The organism is Erwinia rhapontici (genome assembly GCF_020683125.1).
Lineage (GTDB): Bacteria > Pseudomonadota > Gammaproteobacteria > Enterobacterales > Enterobacteriaceae > Erwinia > Erwinia rhapontici.
Map to the genome: position 1 here is coordinate 3,826,762 of NZ_CP085627.1, position 24,805 is coordinate 3,851,566.

Annotated in this window: 18 protein-coding genes, 2 tRNA genes, 3 rRNA genes and 1 other annotated feature; of the genes, 12 read left to right on the forward strand and 11 right to left on the reverse strand. The window is 52.8% G+C overall.

Annotated elements, in window-relative coordinates:
• Positions 1-55 precede the first annotated feature (55 nt).
• The 5 genes from trxC to LJN55_RS17735 all read left to right on the forward strand — a co-directional run bounded on the left by trxC (position 56) and on the right by LJN55_RS17735 (position 5,843).
• Positions 56-475, forward strand: a complete 420-nt coding sequence (trxC, locus tag LJN55_RS17710) for a thioredoxin TrxC (RefSeq protein ID WP_133845790.1) — start codon at positions 56-58, stop codon at positions 473-475.
• Positions 476-538: 63 nt separating this feature from the next.
• Positions 539-1,231, forward strand: coding sequence for a tRNA-uridine aminocarboxypropyltransferase (locus LJN55_RS17715; protein ID WP_200644204.1), 693 nt, complete (start codon positions 539-541; stop codon positions 1,229-1,231).
• Between the two features lie 113 nt (positions 1,232-1,344).
• Entirely contained in the window at positions 1,345-4,014 is a 2,670-nt protein-coding gene (locus tag LJN55_RS17720; RefSeq protein ID WP_227534961.1) for a bifunctional acetate--CoA ligase family protein/GNAT family N-acetyltransferase, read from the forward strand.
• A gap of 99 nt (positions 4,015-4,113) precedes the next feature.
• Positions 4,114-5,469 carry a CDP-diacylglycerol--serine O-phosphatidyltransferase gene (pssA, locus tag LJN55_RS17730; RefSeq protein WP_133845963.1) on the forward strand — a complete coding sequence of 452 codons (1,356 nt, stop codon included), beginning with the start codon at positions 4,114-4,116 and terminating at the stop codon, positions 5,467-5,469.
• A gap of 53 nt (positions 5,470-5,522) precedes the next feature.
• Positions 5,523-5,843 (forward strand): YfiM family lipoprotein, encoded by a 321-nt coding sequence (locus LJN55_RS17735; protein ID WP_133845787.1) that lies wholly within the window; start codon positions 5,523-5,525, stop codon positions 5,841-5,843.
• Positions 5,844-5,943: 100 nt separating this feature from the next.
• Here LJN55_RS17735 and rrf read toward each other — a convergent pair.
• The 8 genes from rrf to rluD form a co-directional block, all read right to left on the reverse strand.
• Positions 5,944-6,059 (reverse strand): 5S ribosomal RNA (gene rrf, locus LJN55_RS17740).
• A gap of 206 nt (positions 6,060-6,265) precedes the next feature.
• A 23S ribosomal RNA gene (locus LJN55_RS17745) occupies positions 6,266-9,171 on the reverse strand.
• 207 nt (positions 9,172-9,378) lie between these two features.
• Positions 9,379-9,454 (reverse strand) — tRNA-Ala (locus tag LJN55_RS17750).
• 134 nt (positions 9,455-9,588) lie between these two features.
• Positions 9,589-9,665: transfer RNA gene (locus LJN55_RS17755), tRNA-Ile, on the reverse strand.
• A 73-nt stretch (positions 9,666-9,738) separates the two neighbouring features.
• Positions 9,739-11,281, reverse strand: a 16S ribosomal RNA gene (locus LJN55_RS17760).
• Together the 16S, 23S and 5S rRNA genes with 2 tRNA genes alongside form the textbook arrangement of a ribosomal RNA operon.
• Positions 11,282-11,760: 479 nt before the next feature.
• Entirely contained in the window at positions 11,761-14,334 is a 2,574-nt protein-coding gene (gene clpB, locus LJN55_RS17765; protein WP_227534962.1) for an ATP-dependent chaperone ClpB, read from the reverse strand.
• Between the two features lie 125 nt (positions 14,335-14,459).
• Entirely contained in the window at positions 14,460-15,188 is a 729-nt protein-coding gene (gene yfiH, locus LJN55_RS17770) for a purine nucleoside phosphorylase YfiH (protein WP_227534963.1), read from the reverse strand.
• Positions 15,188-16,165: a 23S rRNA pseudouridine(1911/1915/1917) synthase RluD gene (rluD, locus tag LJN55_RS17775; RefSeq protein ID WP_133845971.1), complete on the reverse strand. Its 978-nt coding sequence runs from the start codon at positions 16,163-16,165 to the stop codon at positions 15,188-15,190. Before rluD ends, yfiH begins: the two co-directional genes overlap by 1 nt.
• A 134-nt stretch (positions 16,166-16,299) precedes the next feature.
• Here rluD and bamD point away from each other — a divergent pair, with 134 nt between their 5' ends.
• From bamD to LJN55_RS23935, 6 genes are all read left to right on the forward strand, one after another.
• On the forward strand, positions 16,300-17,031 hold the full coding sequence (gene bamD / locus LJN55_RS17780; protein ID WP_133845972.1) for an outer membrane protein assembly factor BamD: 732 nt from the start codon (positions 16,300-16,302) through the stop codon (positions 17,029-17,031).
• A gap of 268 nt (positions 17,032-17,299) precedes the next feature.
• On the forward strand, positions 17,300-17,638 hold the full coding sequence (raiA, locus tag LJN55_RS17785) for a ribosome-associated translation inhibitor RaiA (protein WP_227534964.1): 339 nt from the start codon (positions 17,300-17,302) through the stop codon (positions 17,636-17,638).
• A 98-nt stretch (positions 17,639-17,736) separates the two neighbouring features.
• Positions 17,737-17,871, forward strand: a sequence feature (Phe leader region).
• 24 nt (positions 17,872-17,895) lie between these two features.
• Positions 17,896-19,056 (forward strand): bifunctional chorismate mutase/prephenate dehydratase, encoded by a 1,161-nt coding sequence (gene pheA / locus LJN55_RS17790; RefSeq protein ID WP_133845974.1) that lies wholly within the window; start codon positions 17,896-17,898, stop codon positions 19,054-19,056.
• A gap of 122 nt (positions 19,057-19,178) precedes the next feature.
• The gene (locus LJN55_RS17795) at positions 19,179-20,234 is read left to right on the forward strand and encodes an ABC transporter substrate-binding protein (protein WP_227536408.1); all 1,056 of its coding nucleotides are present in this window, start codon (positions 19,179-19,181) and stop codon (positions 20,232-20,234) included.
• Positions 20,231-20,797: a substrate-binding domain-containing protein gene (locus LJN55_RS17800; protein WP_265105968.1), complete on the forward strand. Its 567-nt coding sequence runs from the start codon at positions 20,231-20,233 to the stop codon at positions 20,795-20,797. The genes LJN55_RS17795 and LJN55_RS17800 overlap by 4 nt, the downstream gene beginning before the upstream one ends.
• A complete protein-coding gene (locus tag LJN55_RS23935; protein WP_265105969.1) occupies positions 20,709-20,993 on the forward strand; it encodes a substrate-binding domain-containing protein in 285 nt (94 codons plus the stop codon). The genes LJN55_RS17800 and LJN55_RS23935 overlap by 89 nt, the downstream gene beginning before the upstream one ends.
• On the opposite strand, the gene tyrA is transcribed toward LJN55_RS23935, so the two are convergent.
• Both tyrA and LJN55_RS17810 read right to left on the reverse strand, forming a co-directional pair.
• Positions 20,990-22,111 carry a bifunctional chorismate mutase/prephenate dehydrogenase gene (tyrA, locus tag LJN55_RS17805; protein WP_133845976.1) on the reverse strand — a complete coding sequence of 374 codons (1,122 nt, stop codon included), beginning with the start codon at positions 22,109-22,111 and terminating at the stop codon, positions 20,990-20,992. The two genes, LJN55_RS23935 and tyrA, sit on opposite strands and share 4 nt — an antisense overlap.
• A gap of 15 nt (positions 22,112-22,126) precedes the next feature.
• Positions 22,127-23,197 (reverse strand): 3-deoxy-7-phosphoheptulonate synthase, encoded by a 1,071-nt coding sequence (locus LJN55_RS17810; RefSeq protein WP_133845977.1) that lies wholly within the window; start codon positions 23,195-23,197, stop codon positions 22,127-22,129.
• A 315-nt stretch (positions 23,198-23,512) separates the two neighbouring features.
• Here LJN55_RS17810 and LJN55_RS17815 point away from each other — a divergent pair, with 315 nt between their 5' ends.
• Positions 23,513-24,040, forward strand: a complete 528-nt coding sequence (locus tag LJN55_RS17815; RefSeq protein WP_133845978.1) for a GNAT family N-acetyltransferase — start codon at positions 23,513-23,515, stop codon at positions 24,038-24,040.
• Here LJN55_RS17815 and LJN55_RS17820 read toward each other — a convergent pair.
• The gene (locus LJN55_RS17820; protein ID WP_133845979.1) at positions 23,975-24,721 is read right to left on the reverse strand and encodes a GNAT family N-acetyltransferase; all 747 of its coding nucleotides are present in this window, start codon (positions 24,719-24,721) and stop codon (positions 23,975-23,977) included. The two genes, LJN55_RS17815 and LJN55_RS17820, sit on opposite strands and share 66 nt — an antisense overlap.
• Between the last annotated feature and the right edge of the window lie 84 nt (positions 24,722-24,805).

Below are 24,805 nucleotides of genomic sequence, written 5' to 3' on the forward strand. Positions count from 1 at the left end.
CTGATTTACTAAGAATTGCAGTAAGTAATCACTTACTCCTGAACTGAGGTGAATAATGAATACGGTTTGTGCATCCTGCCAGGCGACCAACCGCGTACCGGCTGAACGGCTGACTGACGGCGCCAAGTGCGGCCGCTGTGGTCATGTGCTGTTTGACGGCCATGTGGTCAATGCCACCGCCGCGACGCTGGACAAATACCTGCAGGATGACCTGCCGGTAGTGATCGACTTCTGGGCGCCCTGGTGCGGCCCGTGCGTTAACTTTGCCCCGGTGTATGAATCGGTGGCGCAGGAACGTAACGGTAAGATTCGTTTCCTGAAAGTGAATACCGAAGCTGAGCCAGAACTGAGTGCACGCTTTCGCATCCGCAGCATTCCGACCATTATGGTGTTTAAACAGGGCCAGATGGCGGATATGTTAAACGGTGCGATGCCAAAAGCGCCTTTCGAAGCCTGGCTGGACGAAAATCTGTAACCATCTGGCCGGGCACGCCCGGCCAGAATCCGTTAGAATAGCGTTTTTCCTTGATGACCGATCATGACCGATAACGCTGTTCTGTTGCTGCGCGCTGCACGCCTTGCCCGAGCCACCCGTCCTTTCCTTGCCCGAGGTAACCGCATTACGCGCTGCCAGCGTTGTCTGCTGCCGCAAAAAAATTGCCTGTGCGACACCATTGATAGCCAGCAGGCACGCAGCCGCTTTTGTCTGGTAATGTTTGACAGCGAACCCCTGAAACCCAGTAACACCGGACGGCTGATCGCAGATATTCTGCCGGATACGCTGGCGTTTGGCTGGTCGCGGACCGAACCCGATGCCGCCCTGCTTGAAGCCGTACGCGACCCGCGTTATCAGCCCGTTGTCGTTTTCCCGGAATCCTATGCCGACGCTGGCCGTGCAGTACTGAACAGCCCACCCACCAGCGGAAAACCACCGCTGTTTATCATGCTGGACGGCACCTGGACCGAAGCGCGTAAAATGTTTCGCAAAAGCCCGTGGCTGGACACTCTCCCGGTGATGTCGCTGACTCTGACCCGCCCTTCTAACTATCAGTTACGCGTCGCTCACGCCGAAGGCCAGCACTGCACGGCAGAAGTCGCCGCCGAGTTGCTGTTACAGGCGGGCGACACCGCTGCGGGTGAGGCCCTGTTTCGCCACTTTGATCTGTTCCGCCAACGTTACCTCGCTGGAAAACCCCATCACCCACAGCAGATGGCTGAAAATGATGAATAAATTCTGGCTGCGATCAATTAACTGATACGCAATCCAGCATCTTCGTCAGACCCGGAGTAAACTCAAGCTACTTTGCCCGGCAGCATAGCGGGTCATTCTCGAAGGGAGCGGAGATGAGTCAACGAGGATTAGAAGCCCTGCTTAAACCGAAATCCATTGCGGTGATCGGTGCCTCCACCCGGCCTGAACGTGCCGGCTATCTGATGATGCGTAACCTGCTGGCCGGGGGATTCAGTGGGCCGGTACTCCCGGTAACGCCCAAATATCAGGCGGTTTGTGGTGTGCTGGCATGGCCTGATATTCCCAGCCTGCCACTCTCTCCCGATCTCGCCATTATCTGCACCCATGCAAAACGCAATCTTGAGCTGCTCACGGCACTGGGCGAACGTGGCTGTAAAGCCTGTATCATTCTCTCTGCTCCTGCCGAGCAGCTTGCTGAACTGAAAGCCTGTGCCAGCCGCTGGCAAATTCGACTCCTTGGCCCTAATAGCCTGGGTTTGCTTGCGCCGTGGCAGGGGCTGAATGCCAGCTTCTCCCCGGTGCCTATTACCCCTGGCAAGCTGGCCTTTATTTCCCAGTCTGCGGCGGTGTCCAATACCATTCTTGACTGGGCGCAACAGCGACAACTGGGTTTCTCCTGGTTTATCGCGTTAGGTGACAGCCTGGATATTGATGCCGATGATCTGCTGGACTTCCTGGCGAGAGACGGGAAAACCAGCGCCATTTTGTTGTACCTTGAGCATCTCAGCGATGCCCGTCGTTTTGTTTCAGCCGCCCGTAGCGCTTCGCGTAATAAGCCGATTCTGGTGATTAAAAGTGGCCGCAGCCCCCATGCCCAAAAGTTACTGAAAACCCACGGTGGGATGGACGCCGCCTGGGATGCCGCCATTCAACGTGCGGGTCTATTGCGTGTGCAGGATACCCATGAACTGTTCTCCGCGGTGGAGACACTCAGCCATATGCGCCCACTACGTGGGGAGCGGTTGATGATCATCAGTAACGGTGCGGCACCGGCGGCACTGGCACTGGATGCACTCTATGCCCGTAACGGTAAGCTTGCTACGCTGAGTGAGTCTTTACTCACTGAAATGGCCTCACTGCTCCCGGAAGGTGTCACGCCAGGTAACCCGCTCGATCTGAAAGATGATGCCACCCCGGAGCACTATTTACAGGCATTGTCCCTGCTGCTCTCCAGCCATGACCTGGATGCCATTTTGATCATTCATGCGCCCAGCGCAGTCGCACCGCCGACACTAACGGCCCAGAAGATTATCGCCCTGGTGAAACAGCATCCGCGCGGTAAACAGCTCACCTTGCTGACCAACTGGTGTGGTGAGTATTCATCACTGGACGCACGTCGTCTGTTTAATGATGCCGGTATTCCAACGTATCGCACCCCCGAAGGGACGGTGACGGCCTTTATGCATATGGTGGAGTACCGCCGTAACCAGAAACAGCTACGTGAAACGCCTGCATTGCCCGCCAACCTGACCGCAAATACCACCGATGCACATCGTTTGATCCATCAGGCATTAAAAGACGGTGCCACCTCGCTGGATACGCATGAAGTTCAGCCTATTCTGCAAGCCTTCGGCCTGACCACACTTCCCACCTGGATTGCCAGCGACAGCGCAGAAGCCGTGCAGATCGCCGGGCAGATTGGCTATCCGGTAGCGCTGAAACTGCGCTCGCCGGATATTCCGCATAAATCTGAGGTGCAGGGGGTGATGTTATATCTGCGTACCCCGGACGAGGTACAACAGGCTGCCGAAGCCATTATCGATCGCGTGCAGCTCGCCTGGCCGCAGGCTCGCATCCAGGGATTGCTGGTACAAAGCATGGCGAACCGTGCCGGAGCGCAGGAACTGCGCATCGTGGTAGAGCAGGACCCGCTGTTCGGGCCGGTGATTATGCTGGGAGAAGGCGGAGTGACCTGGCATGCCGACAAGCAAGCGGTTATCGCCCTGCCGCCGCTGAATATGACCCTGGCGCGCTATCTGGTGATTCAGGCCATTAAGAAGGGAAAAATACGTGGCCGCAGCGCGCTTCATCCACTGGATATTGTGGGCCTGAGCCAGGTGCTGGTCAGGGTATCCAACATGGTGGTTGACTGCCCGGAAATCGTGCGGCTGGATATTCATCCGTTACTGGCCAGTCATGATGAATTTACTCTGCTGGATGTGACGCTCCAGCTGGCTGAGTTCAACGGAGATGCCGAAGGCAGGCTGGCGATCCGCCCTTATCCTCATGAACTGGAAGAGGCCGTGCAGTTAAAAAATGGCCAGCAGTGTCTGTTCCGGCCTATTCTCCCGGAGGATGAACCGCTGCTGCAGCAGTTTATTGCTCAGGTAACGAAAGAAGATCTTTACTACCGCTATTTTAGTGAGATCAACGAGTTCACCCATGACGATTTGGCTAACATGACGCAGATCGACTACGATCGTGAAATGGCGATTGTCGCAGTACGTCAGCATCAGGGGCAGGATGAGATCATCGGCGTGACCCGTGCCATCTCTGATGCCGATAACATTGACGCCGAATTTTCAGTATTGGTACGCTCAGATTTGAAAGGACTTGGCCTCGGCAGGCGTCTGCTGGAAAAGATGATCATCTATACCCGGCAGCATGGTTTACAGCAGTTGAACGGCATTACCATGCCGGGTAACAGAGGTATGGTCACTCTGGCACGTAAGCTGGGTTTTGCCATCGATATCCAACTTGAAGATGGCATTGTCGGCCTGTCACTGCTGTTGCAAAACGCTCACACAGGCGACGAAAAGTAAATCTGATAGCATCATGACCAACTAGTGGTATTATTCGCGGTTAGGGTCATGATTTTATGGCAAAAGGCCATTCTATGAACAGAGAAGAAACGCACTGTGATGTTGTCAAAATTTAAACGCAATAAACACCAACAGCACCTTGCGCAACTGCCTAAAATAGCTCAGTCAGTTGCTGATTTCACCACGCTGTATTCACCCGCAGAATTTCGCGAAACGCTGCTGGAAAAAATTGCGTCTGCCACACGGCGTATCTGCATAGTGGCCCTCTATCTGGAAAATGATGAGGGTGGTCGCGCCATCCTGTCTGCACTTTATGCAGCAAAACAGCAGCGCCCTGAACTGGATATTCGCGTTCTGGTCGACTGGCATCGTGCACAGCGTGGGCGCATCGGCGCGGCGGCCGGAGCAACCAATGCCGACTGGTATTGTGACATGGCGGCTCAACACCCCGGTCTGGCGATTCCAGTCTATGGTATCCCGGTCAATACGCGTGAAGCACTCGGTGTTTTACACCTGAAGGGCTCCATCATTGATGATACCGTGCTGTATACCGGGGCCAGTTTTAACGATGTGTATCTGCATCAGCAAGACAGATATCGCTATGACCGCTACCAGTTGATCGGTAATCGCACGCTGGCAGATACCATGTTTGACTGGATTGAAAACAATCTGATCCAGGCGGAAGCGGTCAATCGTCTTGACCAGTATGAGCGGCCAAAAAGCCCGGAAATAAAAAACGAAACCCGGCAATTCCGTCAGGATTTGCGTGGCTTCGACTACCAGTTTAACGGGGATGCCAACAACGAAGAGCTGGCGGTTACGCCTCTGGTTGGCCTCGGTAAACGTAGCCTGTTGAACAAAACCATCTATCATCTGATGCCCTGCGCCGAGCAGAAGCTGACGATCTGTACGCCCTACTTCAATCTCCCCGCTATTCTGGTGCGTAACATTATCTATCTGTTGCGACAGGGTAAGGATGTCGAAATTATTGTTGGCGACAAAACAGCGAACGATTTCTATATCCCGGAAGATCAGCCATTCAAGATCATCGGCGCGCTGCCTTATCTGTATGAAATTAACCTGCGTCGTTTCCTTAGCCGCTTACAGTATTATGTCAACAGTGGGCAACTCACCGTACGCTTGTGGAAAGATGGTGAGAATAGCTACCACCTCAAAGGGCTGTGGGTTGATGACGAATGGATGATGGTCACGGGGAATAACCTGAATCCGCGCGCCTGGCGCCTGGATCTGGAAAATGCTGTACTGATCCACGATCCCCTCCAGCAACTGACCGCGCAGCGCGATCACGAGCTGAACCTGATCCGTGAACATACCACCACCGTGCAGCATTTCCACGATCTGGAAAGCATTGCAGATTATCCGGTGAAAGTTCGTAAACTTATCCGCCGCTTACGACGTATTCGTATTGACCGGTTAATCAGCCGTATTCTCTAATCTGCCTCTGTTTTCGCGCCCCGCTCAGCCGGGGCTTTTTTATGGGAGGATGTATGCGTATCTGCCTGCTGTCTGCCGTACTATTTTGCAGTGGCTGTACTCATATGGCCCAGGATGAGTGGACCGGGCGTGATAAAGCCCAGCATTTTCTCTCATCCGCTTTTCTTTCTGCCGCCGGAAGCGCCTATGGAGAACATCAAAACTGGCGTGAAGGCCATAGCGGCAGCTTCGGGGTGATGTTTGCGATTAGCCTCGGCGCGGTAAAAGAGCTGTACGATAGCAGAGAGGGTGGAAGCGGCTGGAGCTGGAAGGATTTTAGCTGGGATGTCGCCGGTGCTGCCACCGGCTATGCATTATGGAACCTGGGTCAGTAGTGACAGCTTCAGACTATTTCGTGTCAGATCGACGATTATCGCCAGATTCAAAGCACAAAAAAACCCCGGCCTTTCGGTCGGGGTTCTTTCTTCGTTTGATGCCTGGCAGTTCCCTACTCTCGCATGGGGAGACCCCACACTACCATCGGCGCTACGGCGTTTCACTTCTGAGTTCGGCATGGGGTCAGGTGGGACCACCGCGCTAAAGCCGCCAGGCAAATTCTTTGTGCTCTGTCCTGTGTCTTTTGTGCTCTGACTGCGTTGCCTGCGCTCGTAAGCTCAGTCACATACTTATGTATGCTCCTTCCCTCACTTCACTGGCCGCCTTGTCACAGCGCAAAATCCTTCGGACTTAATTCCGGTAACAAGCTGAAAATCTCTTTTGCGTCTCTCTAACGCCACCAGAACGCTTCTGGCGTTGTAAGGTTAAGCCTCACGGGTCATTAGTACCGGTTAGCTCAACGCATCGCTGCGCTTACACACCCGGCCTATCAACGTCGTAGTCTTCAACGTCCCTTCAGGGGTCTCAAGGACCCAGGGAGAATTCATCTCGAGGCAAGTTTCGCGCTTAGATGCTTTCAGCGCTTATCTTTTCCGCACTTAGCTACCGGGCAATGCCATTGGCATGACAACCCGAACACCAGTGGTGCGTTCACTCCGGTCCTCTCGTACTAGGAGCAACCCCTCTCAATTCTCCAGCGCCCACGGCAGATAGGGACCGAACTGTCTCACGACGTTCTAAACCCAGCTCGCGTACCACTTTAAACGGCGAACAGCCGTACCCTTGGGACCTACTTCAGCCCCAGGATGTGATGAGCCGACATCGAGGTGCCAAACACCGCCGTCGATATGAACTCTTGGGCGGTATCAGCCTGTTATCCCCGGAGTACCTTTTATCCGTTGAGCGATGGCCCTTCCATTCAGAACCACCGGATCACTATGACCTGCTTTCGCACCTGCTCGAGCCGTCACTCTCGCAGTCAAGCTAGCTTATGCCATTGCACTAACCTCACGATGTCCGACCGTGATTAGCTAACCTTCGTGCTCCTCCGTTACTCTTTAGGAGGAGACCGCCCCAGTCAAACTACCCACCAGACACTGTCCCCACGCCGGATCACGGCGCCAGGTTAGAACATCAAACGTTAAAGGGTGGTATTTCAAGGTTGGCTCCACGCAGACTGGCGTCCACGCTTCAAAGCCTCCCACCTATCCTACACATCAAGGCTCAATGTTCAGTGTCAAGCTGTAGTAAAGGTTCACGGGGTCTTTCCGTCTTGCCGCGGGTACACTGCATCTTCACAGCGAGTTCAATTTCACTGAGTCTCGGGTGGAGACAGCCTGGCCATCATTACGCCATTCGTGCAGGTCGGAACTTACCCGACAAGGAATTTCGCTACCTTAGGACCGTTATAGTTACGGCCGCCGTTTACCGGGGCTTCGATCAAGAGCTTCTCCTTGCGGATAACCCCATCAATTAACCTTCCGGCACCGGGCAGGCGTCACACCGTATACGTCCACTTTCGTGTTTGCACAGTGCTGTGTTTTTAATAAACAGTTGCAGCCAGCTGGTATCTTCGACTGCCTTCAGCTCCAGGAGCAAGTCCCTTCACCTACCGACAGCGTGCCTTCTCCCGAAGTTACGGCACCATTTTGCCTAGTTCCTTCACCCGAGTTCTCTCAAGCGCCTTGGTATTCTCTACCTGACCACCTGTGTCGGTTTGGGGTACGATTCAATGTTACCTGATGCTTAGAGGCTTTTCCTGGAAGCAGGGCATTTGTTACTTCAGCACCGTAGTGCCTCGTCATCACGCCTCAGCCTTAAAGAGTTCCGGATTTGCCTGGAACTCAAGCCTACACGCTTAAACCGGGACAACCGTCGCCCGGCTAACATAGCCTTCTCCGTCCCCCCTTCGCAGTAACACCGAGTACAGGAATATTAACCTGTTTCCCATCGACTACGCCTTTCGGCCTCGCCTTAGGGGTCGACTCACCCTGCCCCGATTAACGTTGGACAGGAACCCTTGGTCTTCCGGCGAGCGGGCTTTTCACCCGCTTTATCGTTACTTATGTCAGCATTCGCACTTCTGATACCTCCAGCAAACCTCACAGTTCACCTTCGACGGCTTACAGAACGCTCCCCTACCCAACAATACTTGCGTATCGCTGCCGCAGCTTCGGTGCATGGTTTAGCCCCGTTACATCTTCCGCGCAGGCCGACTCGACCAGTGAGCTATTACGCTTTCTTTAAATGATGGCTGCTTCTAAGCCAACATCCTGGCTGTCTGTGCCTTCCCACATCGTTTCCCACTTAACCATGACTTTGGGACCTTAGCTGGCGGTCTGGGTTGTTTCCCTCTTCACGACGGACGTTAGCACCCGCCGTGTGTCTCCCGTGATAACATTCTTCGGTATTCGCAGTTTGCATCGGGTTGGTAAGCCGGGATGGCCCCCTAGCCGAAACAGTGCTCTACCCCCGAAGATGAGTTCACGAGGCGCTACCTAAATAGCTTTCGGGGAGAACCAGCTATCTCCCGGTTTGATTGGCCTTTCACCCCCAGCCACAAGTCATCCGCTAATTTTTCAACATTAGTCGGTTCGGTCCTCCAGTTAGTGTTACCCAACCTTCAACCTGCCCATGGCTAGATCACCGGGTTTCGGGTCTATACCCTGCAACTTAACGCCCAGTTAAGACTCGGTTTCCCTGCGGCTCCCCTATACGGTTAACCTTGCTACAGAATATAAGTCGCTGACCCATTATACAAAAGGTACGCAGTCACCTAACAAGTAGGCTCCCACTGCTTGTACGTACACGGTTTCAGGTTCTGTTTCACTCCCCTCGCCGGGGTTCTTTTCGCCTTTCCCTCACGGTACTGGTTCACTATCGGTCAGTCAGGAGTATTTAGCCTTGGAGGATGGTCCCCCCATATTCAGACAGGATGTCACGTGTCCCGCCCTACTCATCGAACTCACAGTAGGTGCATTTTTGTGTACGGGAGTATCACCCTGTACCCTGCGACTTTCCAGACGCTTCCACTAATGCACAAACTGATTCAGGTTCTGGGCTGTTCCCCGTTCGCTCGCCGCTACTGGGGGAATCTCGGTTGATTTCTTTTCCTCGGGGTACTTAGATGTTTCAGTTCCCCCGGTTCGCCTCATGCCACTATGTATTCATGACATGATAGTGTGTCGAAACACACTGGGTTTCCCCATTCGGGTATCGTCGGTTGTTGCGGTTCATATCACCTTACCGACGCTTATCGCAGATTAGCACGCCCTTCATCGCCTCTGACTGCCTAGGCATCCACCGTGTACGCTTAGTCGCTTAACCTCACAACCCACAAGCGTCCCGAAGAACACATTGCTGTTGTAAGCATTTGAGAGACTCGAACATATCGTTAATTTCATTCTTATTACGGAGAATGAAAACGACATGTCGTTTCAATTTTCAGCTTGTTCCGGATTGTTAAAGAGCATAATACTTCGCAGCATACTGTTATCCAGCACACTCTGAAGTATTTTATTTAGAAAAACAGTATGGTGGAGCTAAGCGGGATCGAACCGCTGACCTCCTGCGTGCAAGGCAGGCGCTCTCCCAGCTGAGCTATAGCCCCATACAGTCTTACAGAAACCTTTTACTACCATTACATTCCAGCGAAGAAATGTAATTTGTGCTCAGGCAAGGCATGCAGGAGGGAAGTTTACTTTGGTAAACGACCGAATGCATAACGCCGCATGAGTGCAAATTTGGTAGGCCTGAGTGGACTTGAACCACCGACCTCACCCTTATCAGGGGTGCGCTCTAACCACCTGAGCTACAAGCCTGTAGAGGTTTTTCTGCTCGTTACTTTTTCATCAGACAATCTGTGTGGACACTACGCGGGAAGGTATCTTCAGGTAAGGAGGTGATCCAACCGCAGGTTCCCCTACGGTTACCTTGTTACGACTTCACCCCAGTCATGAATCACAAAGTGGTAAGCGCCCTCCCGAAGGTTAAGCTACCTACTTCTTTTGCAACCCACTCCCATGGTGTGACGGGCGGTGTGTACAAGGCCCGGGAACGTATTCACCGTAGCATTCTGATCTACGATTACTAGCGATTCCGACTTCACGGAGTCGAGTTGCAGACTCCGATCCGGACTACGACGCACTTTATGAGGTCCGCTTGCTCTCGCGAGGTCGCTTCTCTTTGTATGCGCCATTGTAGCACGTGTGTAGCCCTGGCCGTAAGGGCCATGATGACTTGACGTCATCCCCACCTTCCTCCGGTTTATCACCGGCAGTCTCCTTTGAGTTCCCGACATTACTCGCTGGCAACAAAGGATAAGGGTTGCGCTCGTTGCGGGACTTAACCCAACATTTCACAACACGAGCTGACGACAGCCATGCAGCACCTGTCTCACGGTTCCCGAAGGCACTAAGGCATCTCTGCCGAATTCCGTGGATGTCAAGGCCAGGTAAGGTTCTTCGCGTTGCATCGAATTAAACCACATGCTCCACCGCTTGTGCGGGCCCCCGTCAATTCATTTGAGTTTTAACCTTGCGGCCGTACTCCCCAGGCGGTCGACTTAACGCGTTAGCTCCGGAAGCCACGCCTCAAGGGCACAACCTCCAAGTCGACATCGTTTACGGCGTGGACTACCAGGGTATCTAATCCTGTTTGCTCCCCACGCTTTCGCACCTGAGCGTCAGTCTTTGTCCAGGGGGCCGCCTTCGCCACCGGTATTCCTCCAGATCTCTACGCATTTCACCGCTACACCTGGAATTCTACCCCCCTCTACAAGACTCTAGTCTGCCAGTTTCGAATGCAGTTCCCAGGTTGAGCCCGGGGATTTCACATCCGACTTGACAGACCGCCTGCGTGCGCTTTACGCCCAGTAATTCCGATTAACGCTTGCACCCTCCGTATTACCGCGGCTGCTGGCACGGAGTTAGCCGGTGCTTCTTCTGCGGGTAACGTCAATCGACGAAGCTATTAACCTCATCGCCTTCCTCCCCACTGAAAGTACTTTACAACCCGAAGGCCTTCTTCATACACGCGGCATGGCTGCATCAGGCTTGCGCCCATTGTGCAATATTCCCCACTGCTGCCTCCCGTAGGAGTCTGGACCGTGTCTCAGTTCCAGTGTGGCTGGTCATCCTCTCAGACCAGCTAGGGATCGTCGCCTAGGTGAGCCATTACCCCACCTACTAGCTAATCCCACCTGGGCACATCCGATGGTGTGAGGCCCGAAGGTCCCCCACTTTGGTCCGAAGACGTTATGCGGTATTAGCTACCGTTTCCAGTAGTTATCCCCCTCCATCGGGCAGTTTCCCAGGCATTACTCACCCGTCCGCCACTCGTCACCCAAGGAGCAAGCTCCCCTGTGCTACCGTTCGACTTGCATGTGTTAGGCCTGCCGCCAGCGTTCAATCTGAGCCATGATCAAACTCTTCAATTAAAAGTTCGATTTGCTGCAACAAGTGCAGCGATGCTCAAGTGTAAAACGTCATAATGAATTTCATTATGTGTTCACTCTTAAGACTTGATATTTTTTTGTCACCCGGAGGTGACTGATATCAATCCTGCGAGTGCCCACACAGATTGTCTGATAAATTGTTAAAGAGCGGTGCAATCAGTGCCGAAGCTTCCTGTTGCGAGGTGGCGTATATTACGCTTTCCTCCTTCGGAGTCAACTTCTTTTTGAGAAGTTTTTCCGGCGGTTCAGATGCTTCCTGAACCTCCTGACACGTTGACTTGTAAGCCGTTGTTCCGTGTCAGTGGAGGCGCAGTATAGGGATTTTCTGGAGAGTGACAAGGGCTAATTGCAAAAAACTTTTCACATGCTTATTTTTCATGCAAAACCCGCCTTTGACCTCGATTTATGCTGCTTTAATAAACAGAAATGGGCCAAAGGCCCATTTCTGTTACTTACCGTGATTACTGATGTACGACGATTACGCCATCCTGCACATCCATTTCTATGGTTTTCCCCGGAACCAGCGCACCAGAAAGTATCTGCTGTGCCAGCGGGTTCTCAATTTGCTGCTGAATTGCACGTTTCAGTGGCCTTGCCCCATAGACTGGGTCATAACCATTTTCACCCAGCTTCTGCAGCGCAGCTTCAGAGATATGCAGAGCATACCCACGATCGTCCAGACGCTGATACAGGCGTGCAAGCTGGATGCGTGCAATAGACGCAATATGTTGCTCACCCAGCGGATGGAACACGACCAGTTCATCGATACGGTTAATGAACTCCGGACGGAAGTTCTGGCTGACAACCGACAACACCAGTTCTTTCATCTCACCGTAGCTCAATGCACCGAAGCGTTCCTGGATCAAATCAGACCCCAGGTTCGATGTCATGATCACCACCGTATTACGGAAATCGACCGTCCTGCCCTGCCCGTCAGTAAGACGACCATCATCCAGCACCTGCAACAGGATGTTAAACACATCCGGATGCGCCTTTTCTACTTCATCCAGAAGGATGACAGAGTAAGGTCTGCGGCGAACCGCCTCGGTCAGATAGCCCCCTTCTTCATAACCGACATAGCCCGGAGGTGCCCCGACGAGACGAGACACTGAGTGTTTTTCCATAAACTCGGACATATCGATACGCACCATCGCGTCATCGCTGTCGAACATAAAGTTAGCCAATGCCTTACACAACTCAGTTTTCCCTACCCCGGTTGGCCCAAGGAACAGGAACGAACCAATCGGGCGATTCGGATCGGCCAGGCCAGCACGGCTGCGACGAATCGCATTCGATACCGCTTCCACGGCCTCATTCTGACCAATCACCCGCGTATGCAACTCCTGCTCCATACGCAGTAACTTGTCACGCTCACCTTCCATCATGCGGTCGACAGGAATACCAGTCCAACGCGCTAACACATCAGCAATTTCAACATCGGTAACACGGTTACGCAGCAGCCGCATGGTTTTACCTTCGGTCTGCGTTGCGGCAGCAAGCTGTTTTTCCAGCTCTGGAATTTTCCCGTATTGCAACTCGGACATCTGCCCGAGGTCTCCCTGACGACGCGCCTGCTCCATGGCCAGCTTCGCCTGTTCTAACTCAGCTTTAATATGCTGAGTACCAGAGAGCTCCGCTTTTTCAGCTTTCCACTCTTCTTCCAGTTCTGAGTATTCACGCTCTTTCTGGTTCAGCTCAGTTTCCAGCATCTCCAGCCGTTTGATACTGGCGTCATCAGACTCTTTCTTCAGCGCCTGCTGTTCCAGTTTCAGCTGAATGATACGTCGCTCAAGTCGGTCAAGAGACTCTGGCTTCGAGTCGATCTGCATACGAATACTCGACGCAGCCTCATCAATCAGGTCAATCGCCTTATCCGGTAACTTACGGTCGGAAATGTAGCGATGCGATAAAGTCGCCGCTGCCACGATAGCAGGGTCAGTAATCTGCACATGGTGATGCAGCTCATAACGCTCTTTCAGCCCACGCAGGATCGCGATGGTATCTTCCACACTCGGTTCAGCAACAAAGACCTTCTGGAAGCGTCTCTCCAGCGCAGCATCTTTTTCTATATACTGGCGATATTCGTCCAGGGTGGTGGCACCCACGCAGTGCAGTTCACCTCGCGCCAGTGCAGGTTTCAGCATGTTGCCCGCATCCATCGCGCCATCAGCCTTACCGGCACCGACCATGGTGTGCAACTCGTCAATAAACAGAATGACATTGCCTTCCTGTTTCGACAGATCGCTGAGAACCGCTTTCAGGCGCTCTTCAAATTCACCACGATATTTGGCACCCGCCACCAGCGCCCCCATATCAAGTGCCAGTACCCGGCGGCCTTTCAGACCTTCGGGCACTTCACCATTAATGATGCGCTGCGCGAGGCCTTCAACGATGGCGGTTTTACCAACACCAGGTTCACCGATCAGTACCGGGTTATTTTTAGTACGGCGCTGCAAGACCTGAATCGTACGGCGAATTTCTTCGTCACGGCCAATAACCGGGTCAAGTTTACCCAGCTCCGCGCGCTCGGTCAGATCGATGGTGTATTTTTTTAATGCCTGGCGCTGATCTTCAGCTCCCTGGTCGTTCACGCTATCGCCTCCACGCATCTGATCGATCGCTTTCGTCAGCTTATCGCTGGTGACCCCCGCAGATTTGAGTAAATCTGCCAGAGAACCACGCGAGTCGAGCGCCGCCAGAACGAATAATTCGGATGAAATAAAGTTGTCGGCACGTTTTTGCGCCAGTTTGTCACACAGGTTAAGCACCCGTACCAGGTCCGCAGAAGGTTGAACATCACCCTCGGTGCCTTCGACCTGCGGTAAACGGGTGAGTGCCTGTTCAATGTTGGTACGCAGTGAAGCGACATCAACACCGGCAGCGGTCAGTAAAGGACGAACGGATCCGCCATCCTGATTGAGCAATGCGCTCATCAGATGCAAAGGTTCGATGAATTGATTGTCACGGCCGAGGGCCAGAGATTGAGCATCAGCCAGAGCCAGCTGAAATTTGTTAGTAAGACGATCCAGACGCATAATTTCCCCCTATCAGGTCAAATTGCTACTGGAGATTAAATGAGGTCATCCCTCAAATTTTTCAAGGTAATGACCTGACATTTTGGAGAAAAAAACATCAATCCGGACCGTCTTATGGCGCTAGGTTATATCAGCCAGATCAAACTTGCCATACGGCCAGTGACGCCATCGCGTCGGAAGGAGAAAAATTGCTCACTTTGATTGAGGGTACATTGGCCGTCACCCCAGACGTGGCGCACGCCGATGGCCTCTAAACGCTGTTTTGCTAAATGTCCGAGATCGGCATAAAACTTTTCACCCTTAGGGAGAAAAGCGGCTGCAGCGGCTGGATTTTGCGCAATAAAAGCCTCACGCACTTCCGGCCCGACCTCAAAAGCATCCGGACCAATCGCCGGGCCAAGCCAGGCGAAAATCTGCGACGGAGGGGCAGAAAAGGCATTAATTGTTGCCTCCAGCACGCCGTCACATAATCCACGCCAGCCAGCATGCGCGGCAGCCACTTCCTGACCATCCTGCGAACAAAAAAGTACCGGCAGACAGTCAGCCGTCATCACAGCACAGACAACGCCTGGCGTGCGGGTATAAGCCGCATCAGCACGCAGTGAAGCCGGTATCTTCCAGTCCAGCGTCAGAACCTCTGTACCATGTACCTGCTCAAGCCATTGCGGCATGGACGGTAAATCGGCCAGTTCCAGCAGCCGCTGACGGTTAGTCTGCACATGCTGTAACTCATCGCCCACATGAGCACCGAGGTTAAGACTGCCCCACGGTGCCTGGCTGACGCCCCCCTGACGCGTACTACTGCACGCGCGAACGTTAGCGGGGGCCGACCACTTCGGTACAATCAGGCTCATTACCAGTCCAGTTGCTCTTTAAATTCTTCGGTATCCGCTTTCAGCGCATTGATCAAATCGACCATGTCCTGTGGCAGCGGTGCATGCCATTCCATTTCAATCCCGGTAATCGGGTGATAGAGACGGAGCATCGTGGCGTGCAGGGCCTGACGATCGAAACCACGCAGCGTACTGATAAAGGCATCTGATGCCCCTTTCGGTGGGCGTGGACGACCACCGTACAGCGGATCACCCACCAGAGGATGATTAATGTGCGACATATGCACACGGATCTGGTGAGTACGGCCAGTTTCCAGACGCAGGCGTAAACGCGTATGGGCACGGAAATGCTCCATAATACGGTAATGCGTCGTGGCTGGTTTACCCATCGGATGCACTGCCATGTGGGTACGTTTAGTCGAGTGACGACTGATCGGTTGATCAACCGTACCGCCTGCTGTCATACGACCAATAGCCACGGCTTCATACTCGCGAGTGAATTCGCGCAGTTGGAGTGACTCCACCAGATGCGTCTGTGCAGGGACCGTTTTCGCCACCACCATCAGACCTGTCGTATCTTTATCCAGACGGTGCACAATGCCAGCACGAGGCACATCCGCAATCGCCGGGAAATGATGCAACAGTGCATTCAGCACCGTGCCATCAGGATTACCGGCTCCCGGATGAACCACCAGATCGCGCGGTTTGTTAATCACCAGAATGTCGTCATCTTCATAGACAATGTTCAGTGGGATATCCTGCGCTTCCCAGCGAGCTTCTTCGTCAATTTCCGCATCGATGATAATTTGCTCACCGCCGAGCACTTTTTCTTTCGGTTTGTCGATAATTGCACCGTTGACGGTGATGCGACGGTCGAGAATCCATTCTTTTATGCGAGAACGTGAATAATCAGGGAACAATTCGGCCAAAGCCTGATCTAAGCGTTGTCCGAGTTGCGATTCGGATACCGTTGCGTTGAGTTTTACTTGTTGTGCCATAAATAAACAGCTTCTTCGTTAACGTTGGGTTTTCACGGCGATGCCGTTTAATATAATGTGCTATCGTACCTGGTCACTATCGGAAGCTTAACGGACAGCTTCCTGAATAACACTCTGAGGATAAGCAAATCGTCATGACGCGTATGAAATATCTGGTGGCTGCAGCCACGTTGAGCCTGGCATTAGCTGGATGTTCCGGCTCCAAGGATGTGGTGCCTGACAGCCCGCCTTCCGAGATTTATGCCACTGCCCAGCAAAAACTGCAGGACGGTAACTTTAAAGGAGCAATAACGCAACTGGAAGCGCTTGATAACCGCTATCCATTCGGCCCTTACTCCCAGCAAGTTCAGCTAGACCTGATCTACGCATACTACAAAAATGCCGATTTGCCGCTGGCGCAAGCCGCCATTGACCGCTTTATGCGCCTGAATCCAACGCATCCGAACATTGATTACGTTATTTATATGCGTGGTCTGACGGACATGGCGCTGGATGACAGTGCATTGCAAGGCTTTTTTGGTATCGACCGCTCAGACCGCGATCCAACCCATGCGCGTGATGCTTTCAAAGACTTCTCGCAGCTGCTGCGTGGCTATCCAAACAGCCAGTATGCAACCGATGCACGCAAGCGCCTGGTGTTCCTGAAAGATCGTCTGGCGAAATATGAGTTATCCGTGGCGGAATTCTACACTAAACGCGAGGCGTATGTCGCTGTGGTTAACCGTGTAGAGCAAATGCTGAAAGATTACCCGGATACAAAGGCTACGCGCACTGCACTGCCGCTGATGGAAAATGCTTACCGTCATCTGCAGCTGAATGCAGAAGCCGATCGTGTGGCAAAAATCATTGCGACCAATCAGGCCTGAGTCTGACCTGACAAAAATGGCAGCCTCTGGGCTGCCATTTTTTTGACTAAAAAACGGCAAAATGCCAAATTTCCAGTCAGGTTAACCTATCAACAATGCCACTGAAAATGCCCCTCGACAACCCCCAGAGCCCTATTTACCCGCCCATCTCACAGTTTTGTTCTTCTTGACAAAAAGCGACAAAATAACGTGATTTTGATCACACATTTTCACACTTTTCGCGGTATGCTGGGTTCACCAAGACGGAAATGACAGAGAGGTAAGCACTATGGTACTGAACATTACCAGCAAGCAAATGGAAATTACTCCGGCTATCCGCCAACATGTCGAAGACCGTCTCGCCAAACTTGAAAAGTGGCAAACTCATCTGATAAATCCACACATTGTTTTGTCAAAAGAGCCGAAAGAGTTTGTTGCCGATGCAACTATCAATACGCCAAACGGCCCGCTGATTGCCGGCGCCAAGCATGAAGATATGTACACAGCCATCAACGATCTGATTAACAAGCTGGAACGTCAGCTGAATAAAGTTCAGCATAAAGGTGAAGCGCGCCGCGCCACCGCCAGTGTTAAAGATCTGAGTGTGGTTGAGACAGACGAAGAGTAATCGGTTTAAACCGTCATAACGCGCCTGCGGGCGCGTTTTTTATTGACAGAATGAAATTGCAGCGGTTACTTTATCCTTCCAGACATCATGGATAGCACAATGAGATCAGCACCGTTTTTCTTCGCATTCTTTTTTACCTTCTTTACCTTCCCCTGATTTGGGAGGCAATTCGTCGTGTAAGAGTGAATGCGAAGACGAACATTAAAGCCTCCCAAATGGGAGGCTTTTTTTTTAGTAACATCTGACAGGTAGCAAATATGAATCCCGAAAATCCTTTGCTGGCTCTGCGCGGTAAGATCAGCGCACTGGACGAACAACTGCTGGCCCTGCTGGCCCAGCGCCGTGCGCTGGCGGTAGAAGTTGCTGAGGCCAAAATGGCCACCCACCGTCCCGTCCGTGATATCGACCGCGAACGCGATCTGCTTGAGCACCTGATCACTCTGGGCAAAGGCCATAAGCTGGATGCGCATTACATCACACGCCTGTTTCAGCAAATCATTGAAGATTCCGTGCTGACTCAGCAGGCGCTGCTGCAAAAACATCTGAACAACACCAACGCTCACTCTGCGCGCATCGCCTTTCTCGGGCCAAAAGGCTCTTACTCGCATCTGGCATCACGCCACTATGCCGCACGTCATTTCGATAACTTCATTGAGAATGGCTGCCTGAAGTTTCACGATATCTTCAATCAGGTTGAAACCGGGCTGGCTGACTACGCCGTGCTGCCGGTTGAGAATACGACTTCAGGGTCAATCACTGATGTCTATGACCTGTTGCAGCAAACCAGCCTGTCTATTGTCGGTGAGATCACTATCCCTATTGATCACTGCGTCCTCGTCTCCGGTAATACTGACCTGCAGCAGATTGAAACAGTCTACAGTCACCCTCAGCCATTCCAGCAGTGCAGCCAGTTCATCAATCGTCATCCGCACTGGAAAATTGAGTACACCGAAAGTACTGCGGCTGCGATGGAGAGAGTCGCTGCCATGAATTCACCGAAAGTTGCCGCGCTGGGCAGTGAAGCCGGCGGTGAGCTTTATGGTTTACAGGTGCTGGAGCGGAATCTGGCTAACCAGCGCCAGAACATTACCCGCTTCATCGTACTGGCCCGTAAGCCGGTCGAGGTTTCACTCCAGGTTCCGGCAAAAACCACGCTGATTATGGCCACTGGCCAGCAGGCAGGCGCCCTGGTGGAAGCTCTGCTGGTGCTGCGAAAACATAATCTGACAATGAGTAAACTGGAGTCGCGCCCGATTAACGGGAATCCATGGCAGGAGATGTTTTACATCGATTTCCAGGGCAACCTGAATACCGATGCTGTACAGCAGGCGCTAAGCGAGCTGACGCCAATCACACGTTCCCTGAAGGTACTGGGCTGCTACCCTAGCGAAAACGTCGTCGCCATCGATCCCCAATAACGCCGGACACCTCGCCAGCCCAATCGCGGCTGGTGATTTTCCCCTTTTGCCACAGAGAATCATTTACCCTGTGATGTCGATCGCTATATCATAAGATATACAACGATACTCAGGCAGCGATGATGACTTCCCTTTTCCGCTCTTTTTCCGTACTTATTCTTTCTGCTTTATTCGTTTTTTCTGCGCAAGCATCACGCCAGGTAACCGATCAGCTCGGTCGTCAGGTGACATTGCCCGATCGCGTTGATCGGGTCGTCGTCCTTCAGCATCAGACCTTAAATCTACTGGTACAGCTCGATGCCACGGGAAAAATAGTCGGCATTCTCAGCAACTGGAAACAGCAGCTGGGCGACGGCTATGCACGTCTGGTACCCCAGTTGAATACGTTGCCGATGCTGGGCGATCTGACCCATGTTGATCTGGAGAAGCTGGTTGCCCTTCATCCGCAGGTGGTGTTTGTCACGAACTATGCGCCCCAGGAAATGATTGATCAGATTCAGGATCTCGGCATCGCTGTTATTGCCATCTCTCTGCGTACCGACAGCGGCACACAGCAGGCCCAGCTCAACCCACAGTTAGAAAATGAAGAACAGGCCTACAATGATGGCCTTGCACAGGGTATCCGTCTGATTGGCGAGGTGGTCAATCAGCAAAAGCAGGCCGACGCTCTGGTTGCAGAAACCTTTAAACAGCGTCAGCAGGTTGCCGACCGGCTCAAGGACATTCCGGAAAAAGAGCGTGTTCGTGTCTACATGGCTAACCCCGATCTGACAACCTATGGTTCGGGTAAATACACCGGGCTGATGATGGCGCATGCCGGAGCAATGAACGTTGCCGCATCGACCGTTAAGGGCTACAAGCAGGTTTCAATGGAGCAAATTCTGGCATGGAATCCGCAGGTCATCTTTGTCCAGGACCGTTATCCAAAAGTACTCGACGAGATTAACCAGCAGCCCGCCTGGCAGGCCGTGGATGCCGTCAAAAATCACCGGGTTTATCTGATGCCAGAGTATGCCAAGGCCTGGGGCTACCCGATGCCGGAAGCGATGGCACTGGGAGAATTGTGGATGGCGAAGAAACTGTACCCGGCCAGATTTACGGATATTGATATGCAGCAGCAGGCAGACAGCTGGTATCAACGTTTTTACCGTACTCACTACCACGGCAAGAATGGATGAAACCTTTACAGGTATTGGCCGCGGGAAGCCTGCGTCACGTCTGGCCAGGCGTGGTAAGTGCATTCCAGCACTATTATCCGGCGGGGATAGAAACGCAGTTCGGTCCAGCCGGAATACTGCGTCAGCGTATAGAGCAAGGTGAGGCCTGCGATTTGTTCGTCTCTGCCAGTATTGCCCATCCGCAGACACTGTTACAGGCAGGGCTGGCACAAAGGACAGGCGTATTCTGCCATAACTTTTTGTGCCTGAACGTTCGCAGCGATAGCGTCGATTCGGCGGCTGAGTGGCTCGATCTGTTGCGCAATCCTGCTCTGCGTCTCGCCACCTCAACACCTGGCTGCGATCCCTGTGGCGATTACGCCTGGCAGCTATTCGAACGTATTGGACAGCATGAGACTGAACTGGGCCAACGGTTAAAGCAGCGTGCGATGTCACTGGTCGGTGGAAAAGGATTCCGTACCCGTACCTCCGGGGATGCAGGCTTCAGTCTGGTTGATAAAGTCAGGGCAGGCCGATCTCTTTATTGGCTACCGCAGCTATGCGCATCTTCTACAGGCGAATGAGGGTATTACGACGTTGTTGATACCTGAGGCGTGGCAAACTCGCGCTGACTATGGCTATGCTGTTTGTCAGCCCGCAGGCCACAAGCTCGCTGAGCTGTTGTTAACTTGTGAGGGACAGGAGATTTTCGTCAAGGCGGGGTTTGGTACGATTAAAACGGAGGGGCCAGATATGTCGGCCCCTCCTGTTAAACACTAGGGTCTGCTGTCATTTGCCTGACGCAGTAACGTGCGGCTTTCTGCCTGGAAGCGTTTCGCGTGGTCGCCAAACCAATGCTCTACCCGGCGGAAGCTGTCGATAAACGCCTGCTTATCGCCCTGCTCCAGCAACTTTATTGCCTCTCCAAACCGCTTATAATACCGTTTGATCAGGGCCAGATTGCTTTCTGAAGACATAATAATGTCGGCGTAGAGCTGTGGATCCTGAGCAAACAGGCGTCCGACCATCGCCAGCTCCAGTCGATAGATCGGTGATGAAAGCGCCAGCAGTTGGTCCAGTTGAACATTTTCTTCTGCCAGGTGCAGACCATAAGCAAACGTAGCGAAGTGGCGCAATGCCTGAATAAACGCCATGTTCTGGTCATGCTCCACGGCACTGATACGGTGCAGGCGTGCGCCCCATACCTGAATCTGTTCCAGGAACCACTGATAGGCTTCCGGCTGACGACCATCACACCACACCACCACCTGCTTCGCCAGGCTGCCGCTATCCGGGCCGAACATGGGGTGTAACCCCAGCACCGGTCCTGCATGCGCGGCCAGCATGGCCTGCAACGGTTTATTTTTCACCGAGGCCAGATCCACCAGGATGCAATCCTGCGGCAGCGGAGGCAGCTCACCAATCACCTGCTCGGTCAGATGGATAGGAACACTAATAATCACCATGCCCGCGTTGGCCAGCATCGCTTCTGCGTTATCCCAGTCACCTTTATCGAGGATCTGTACCTGATAACCCGACAGGGTAAGCATCTTCTCAAACAGACGCCCCATCTGCCCCTTACCGCCAACAATCACTACCGGACGCAGTTCGGGACAGAGGGTTTTAAAGCCCTTATCGTTTTCGCTGGTGTAGGATTCACGCATCACGCGGCGCAGAACATCCTCGATCAGATCGGGAGGCACGCCCAGCAACTCCGCTTCATGACGGCGTGAGGCCAGCATCGTGGCCTCACGCTCAGGAACATAAATCGGTAACCCGTAGCGGCTTTTTACCTCGCCGACTTCGGCGACCAGCGTCAGCCGTTTCGCCAGCAGATCCAATAGCGCTTTATCGACTTCATCAATTTGATCGCGTAACGCGGTCAGTTCAGCCACCATAACTCATTAACCCTCTTACGACAGACGCGCCGCCAGTACTCCGGTCAAATCCTGATGAATTTCGCGCAGCAGGGTTTCCGTTGTTTCCCAGTTAATGCAGGCATCGGTAACGGAAACGCCGTAGCGCATATCACTGCGCGGCTGCTCAGAAGACTGGTTGCCTTCGTGAATGTTACTTTCCAGCATCAGACCCATAATTGAACGGTTGCCATCTTTAATCTGCGCAACGGCAGACTCGGCCACGCCGGACTGGCGACGAAAATCTTTATTAGAATTGCCATGACTGCAATCTATCATCAAGGAAGGACGGAGTCCCGCCTGCTGCATCTCTTTTTCGCACTGCGCCACATCGGCCGGACCGTAGTTCGGGCTTTTCCCACCGCGCAGGATCACATGCCCGTCAGGATTACCCTGGGTTTGCAGCAGGCACACCTGCCCTGCCTGGTTGATACCCACGAAACGGTGTGGCATCGCGGCTGCACGCATTGCATTAATCGCGGTGCCAAGACTGCCATCGGTACCATTTTTGAAGCCTACCGGCATTGAGAGGCCCGACGCCATTTCGCGGTGTGTCTGCGATTCGGTGGTACGTGCACCGATGGCCGACCAACTGAACAGATCGCCAAGGTATTGCGGGCTGTTTGGATCCAGCGCTTCCGTTGCCAGTGGCAAGCCCATCTCCACCAGATTCAACAGTAGCTGACGTGCAATATGGAGGCCAGCTTCCATATCAAAGGTGTTATCCATATGCGGATCGTTGATCAGACCTTTCCAGCCAACCGTGGTACGTGGCTTTTCAAAGTAGACGCGCATCACAATGTAGAGCTGGTCTTCCACCTGGTCCGCCAGTGCTTTCAAATCGCGGGCATAGGCCAGTGCAGCTTCAGTATCGTGGATAGAACAAGGGCCACAGACCACCAGCAAGCGATGATCTTTTCCGCTGATGATATCGGAAATAGTCTGACGTGAAGCGGCAATCTGCCCTTCCAGTACGCTGTTCAGCGGGAACTGTTTTTTCAGTTCTTCCGGGGTAATCAGAATCTGTTCATCAGCGATGTGAACGTTATTCAGCGCATCTTTTTGCATGATCGTCATCCTGGTCATTCGATTAATAGGGGTCCTCAGTGAGGTTGCTGACAACTGTACCAGAATGCGTACATAAAACAATATAGTGATGTACAGATTTATTACCACAGAGAAGAAAGCCACACCAATAAAACAATTTAAATAAATAAATACAATGAGTTAAACAAGAACCCTCAAAATACACCACAACTCAAACTGTAATTATATATTTACAGATAGTATTTCAACATCAAAAAAGCCAATCATTTCCAATACCTGCTCTCCTGAGAGGCGCTATAATTTTTGTCCGTCAGGACAAATAATTCAGAGTGAATCATGAAAATAGTCATACGCCCATTCGAAAACAGTGATGCTGTAGCCTTCGTCGAGGCCGTCAGGGAGTCACTGAAGAGTTTAATACCGTGGATGGCATGGGCCCATGAAGATTACACAGCCGAGGAAGCACTTAAGTGGTTCAGCTACACCCATTTACAGCGCCGTCAGGGCGTAGCGAATGAATGCGGGCTGTTTACAGAAGACGGGCGGCTTCTGGGGGGCGTGGGGCTGCGTTACAGCAGCGGACCCGATATCCCTGCCGCTCTTGGTTACTGGGTACGACGTAGCGAACAGCGTAAAGGTATTGCCCGTCAGGCTGTGTGCCAGATTGCAGCGCAGGCTTTTGAGCAACCGGATATTGACGTCATCGAAATCCTGGCGGCTGAAAGCAATATCGCCAGCCGCGCTGTTGCCACCCGCGTAGGCGCAGAGCTGATTGCCATACGCTTCGGGCTTATCGTATTAAAGAGTGGGCCAATTAACACTGCCATCTATCGGCTTTACCGCCCGCATCAGGTTGCCGAGTGACTGACGCTGCTGCCCGCTGGCATCAATATTCTCTGCAGAAAGCCACTGAACCAGCGCCTGATTGATCGCAGGCCACTCACTATCAATAATCGAGAACCAGTCTGAATCCCGTGAACGCCCTTTGCGTGCCATCATTTGACGAAAGGTTCCTTCCCAGGTAAACCCCAGGCGCAGTGCCGCCTGACGTGAGGGCTCGTTCAAAGAGTCGCACTTCCATTCACAGCGACGATATCCCAGCGTAAAGGCATTGTTGATCATCAGCCAAAGCGCTTCCGTACCGATCACCGTGCGTTTCATCAGAGGTGACCAGGTGACACCACCAATCTCCAGCACGCCGTTAGACGGATCGATGCGTAAATACGATACCAGGCCGACAGGCTTATCACGCCTTGCACAAAAGAGGGTAAAGGTCACAAAGCCGTTCTCGGCTGCACGCTGACTGAGCCAGATACGAAAGGCCTCCACCGATTCAGGACGTTCTTCCGTCAGCCAGGTCCAGTCCCGACCATCGGGCGCTGAAGCATAGGCCGTATAAAGATCCTCGCAATGAAGCTCAACATTCAGGGGTTCCAGCCGGCAGTAAATGCCGACCATTCGGTTTGCTTCTGGTACCGACACTGATTGCCAATAAGGCAATGCCGGACCGACAGGTTGACCAAATTCATTCATACGCTGCGTCATGTCTCTCTCCTTAATCTGCGTTAATTTTCAGCTTAGAAATAACTTTAGCGGCTTGCCAGCATCATGACTGTGCAGTAGCATCCT

Coding starts and splice junctions, on each gene's coding strand:
- trxC (WP_133845790.1), top strand. CDS start 56: ATGAATACGGTTTGTGCATCCTGCCAGGCGACCAACCGCGTACCGGCT.
- LJN55_RS17715 (WP_200644204.1), top strand. CDS start 539: ATGACCGATAACGCTGTTCTGTTGCTGCGCGCTGCACGCCTTGCCCGA.
- LJN55_RS17720 (WP_227534961.1), top strand. CDS start 1,345: ATGAGTCAACGAGGATTAGAAGCCCTGCTTAAACCGAAATCCATTGCG.
- pssA (WP_133845963.1), top strand. CDS start 4,114: ATGTTGTCAAAATTTAAACGCAATAAACACCAACAGCACCTTGCGCAA.
- LJN55_RS17735 (WP_133845787.1), top strand. CDS start 5,523: ATGCGTATCTGCCTGCTGTCTGCCGTACTATTTTGCAGTGGCTGTACT.
- clpB (WP_227534962.1), bottom strand. CDS start 14,334: ATGCGTCTGGATCGTCTTACTAACAAATTTCAGCTGGCTCTGGCTGAT.
- yfiH (WP_227534963.1), bottom strand. CDS start 15,188: ATGAGCCTGATTGTACCGAAGTGGTCGGCCCCCGCTAACGTTCGCGCG.
- rluD (WP_133845971.1), bottom strand. CDS start 16,165: ATGGCACAACAAGTAAAACTCAACGCAACGGTATCCGAATCGCAACTC.
- bamD (WP_133845972.1), top strand. CDS start 16,300: ATGACGCGTATGAAATATCTGGTGGCTGCAGCCACGTTGAGCCTGGCA.
- raiA (WP_227534964.1), top strand. CDS start 17,300: ATGGTACTGAACATTACCAGCAAGCAAATGGAAATTACTCCGGCTATC.
- pheA (WP_133845974.1), top strand. CDS start 17,896: ATGAATCCCGAAAATCCTTTGCTGGCTCTGCGCGGTAAGATCAGCGCA.
- LJN55_RS17795 (WP_227536408.1), top strand. CDS start 19,179: ATGACTTCCCTTTTCCGCTCTTTTTCCGTACTTATTCTTTCTGCTTTA.
- LJN55_RS17800 (WP_265105968.1), top strand. CDS start 20,231: ATGAAACCTTTACAGGTATTGGCCGCGGGAAGCCTGCGTCACGTCTGG.
- LJN55_RS23935 (WP_265105969.1), top strand. CDS start 20,709: ATGCAGGCTTCAGTCTGGTTGATAAAGTCAGGGCAGGCCGATCTCTTT.
- tyrA (WP_133845976.1), bottom strand. CDS start 22,111: ATGGTGGCTGAACTGACCGCGTTACGCGATCAAATTGATGAAGTCGAT.
- LJN55_RS17810 (WP_133845977.1), bottom strand. CDS start 23,197: ATGCAAAAAGATGCGCTGAATAACGTTCACATCGCTGATGAACAGATT.
- LJN55_RS17815 (WP_133845978.1), top strand. CDS start 23,513: ATGAAAATAGTCATACGCCCATTCGAAAACAGTGATGCTGTAGCCTTC.
- LJN55_RS17820 (WP_133845979.1), bottom strand. CDS start 24,721: ATGACGCAGCGTATGAATGAATTTGGTCAACCTGTCGGTCCGGCATTG.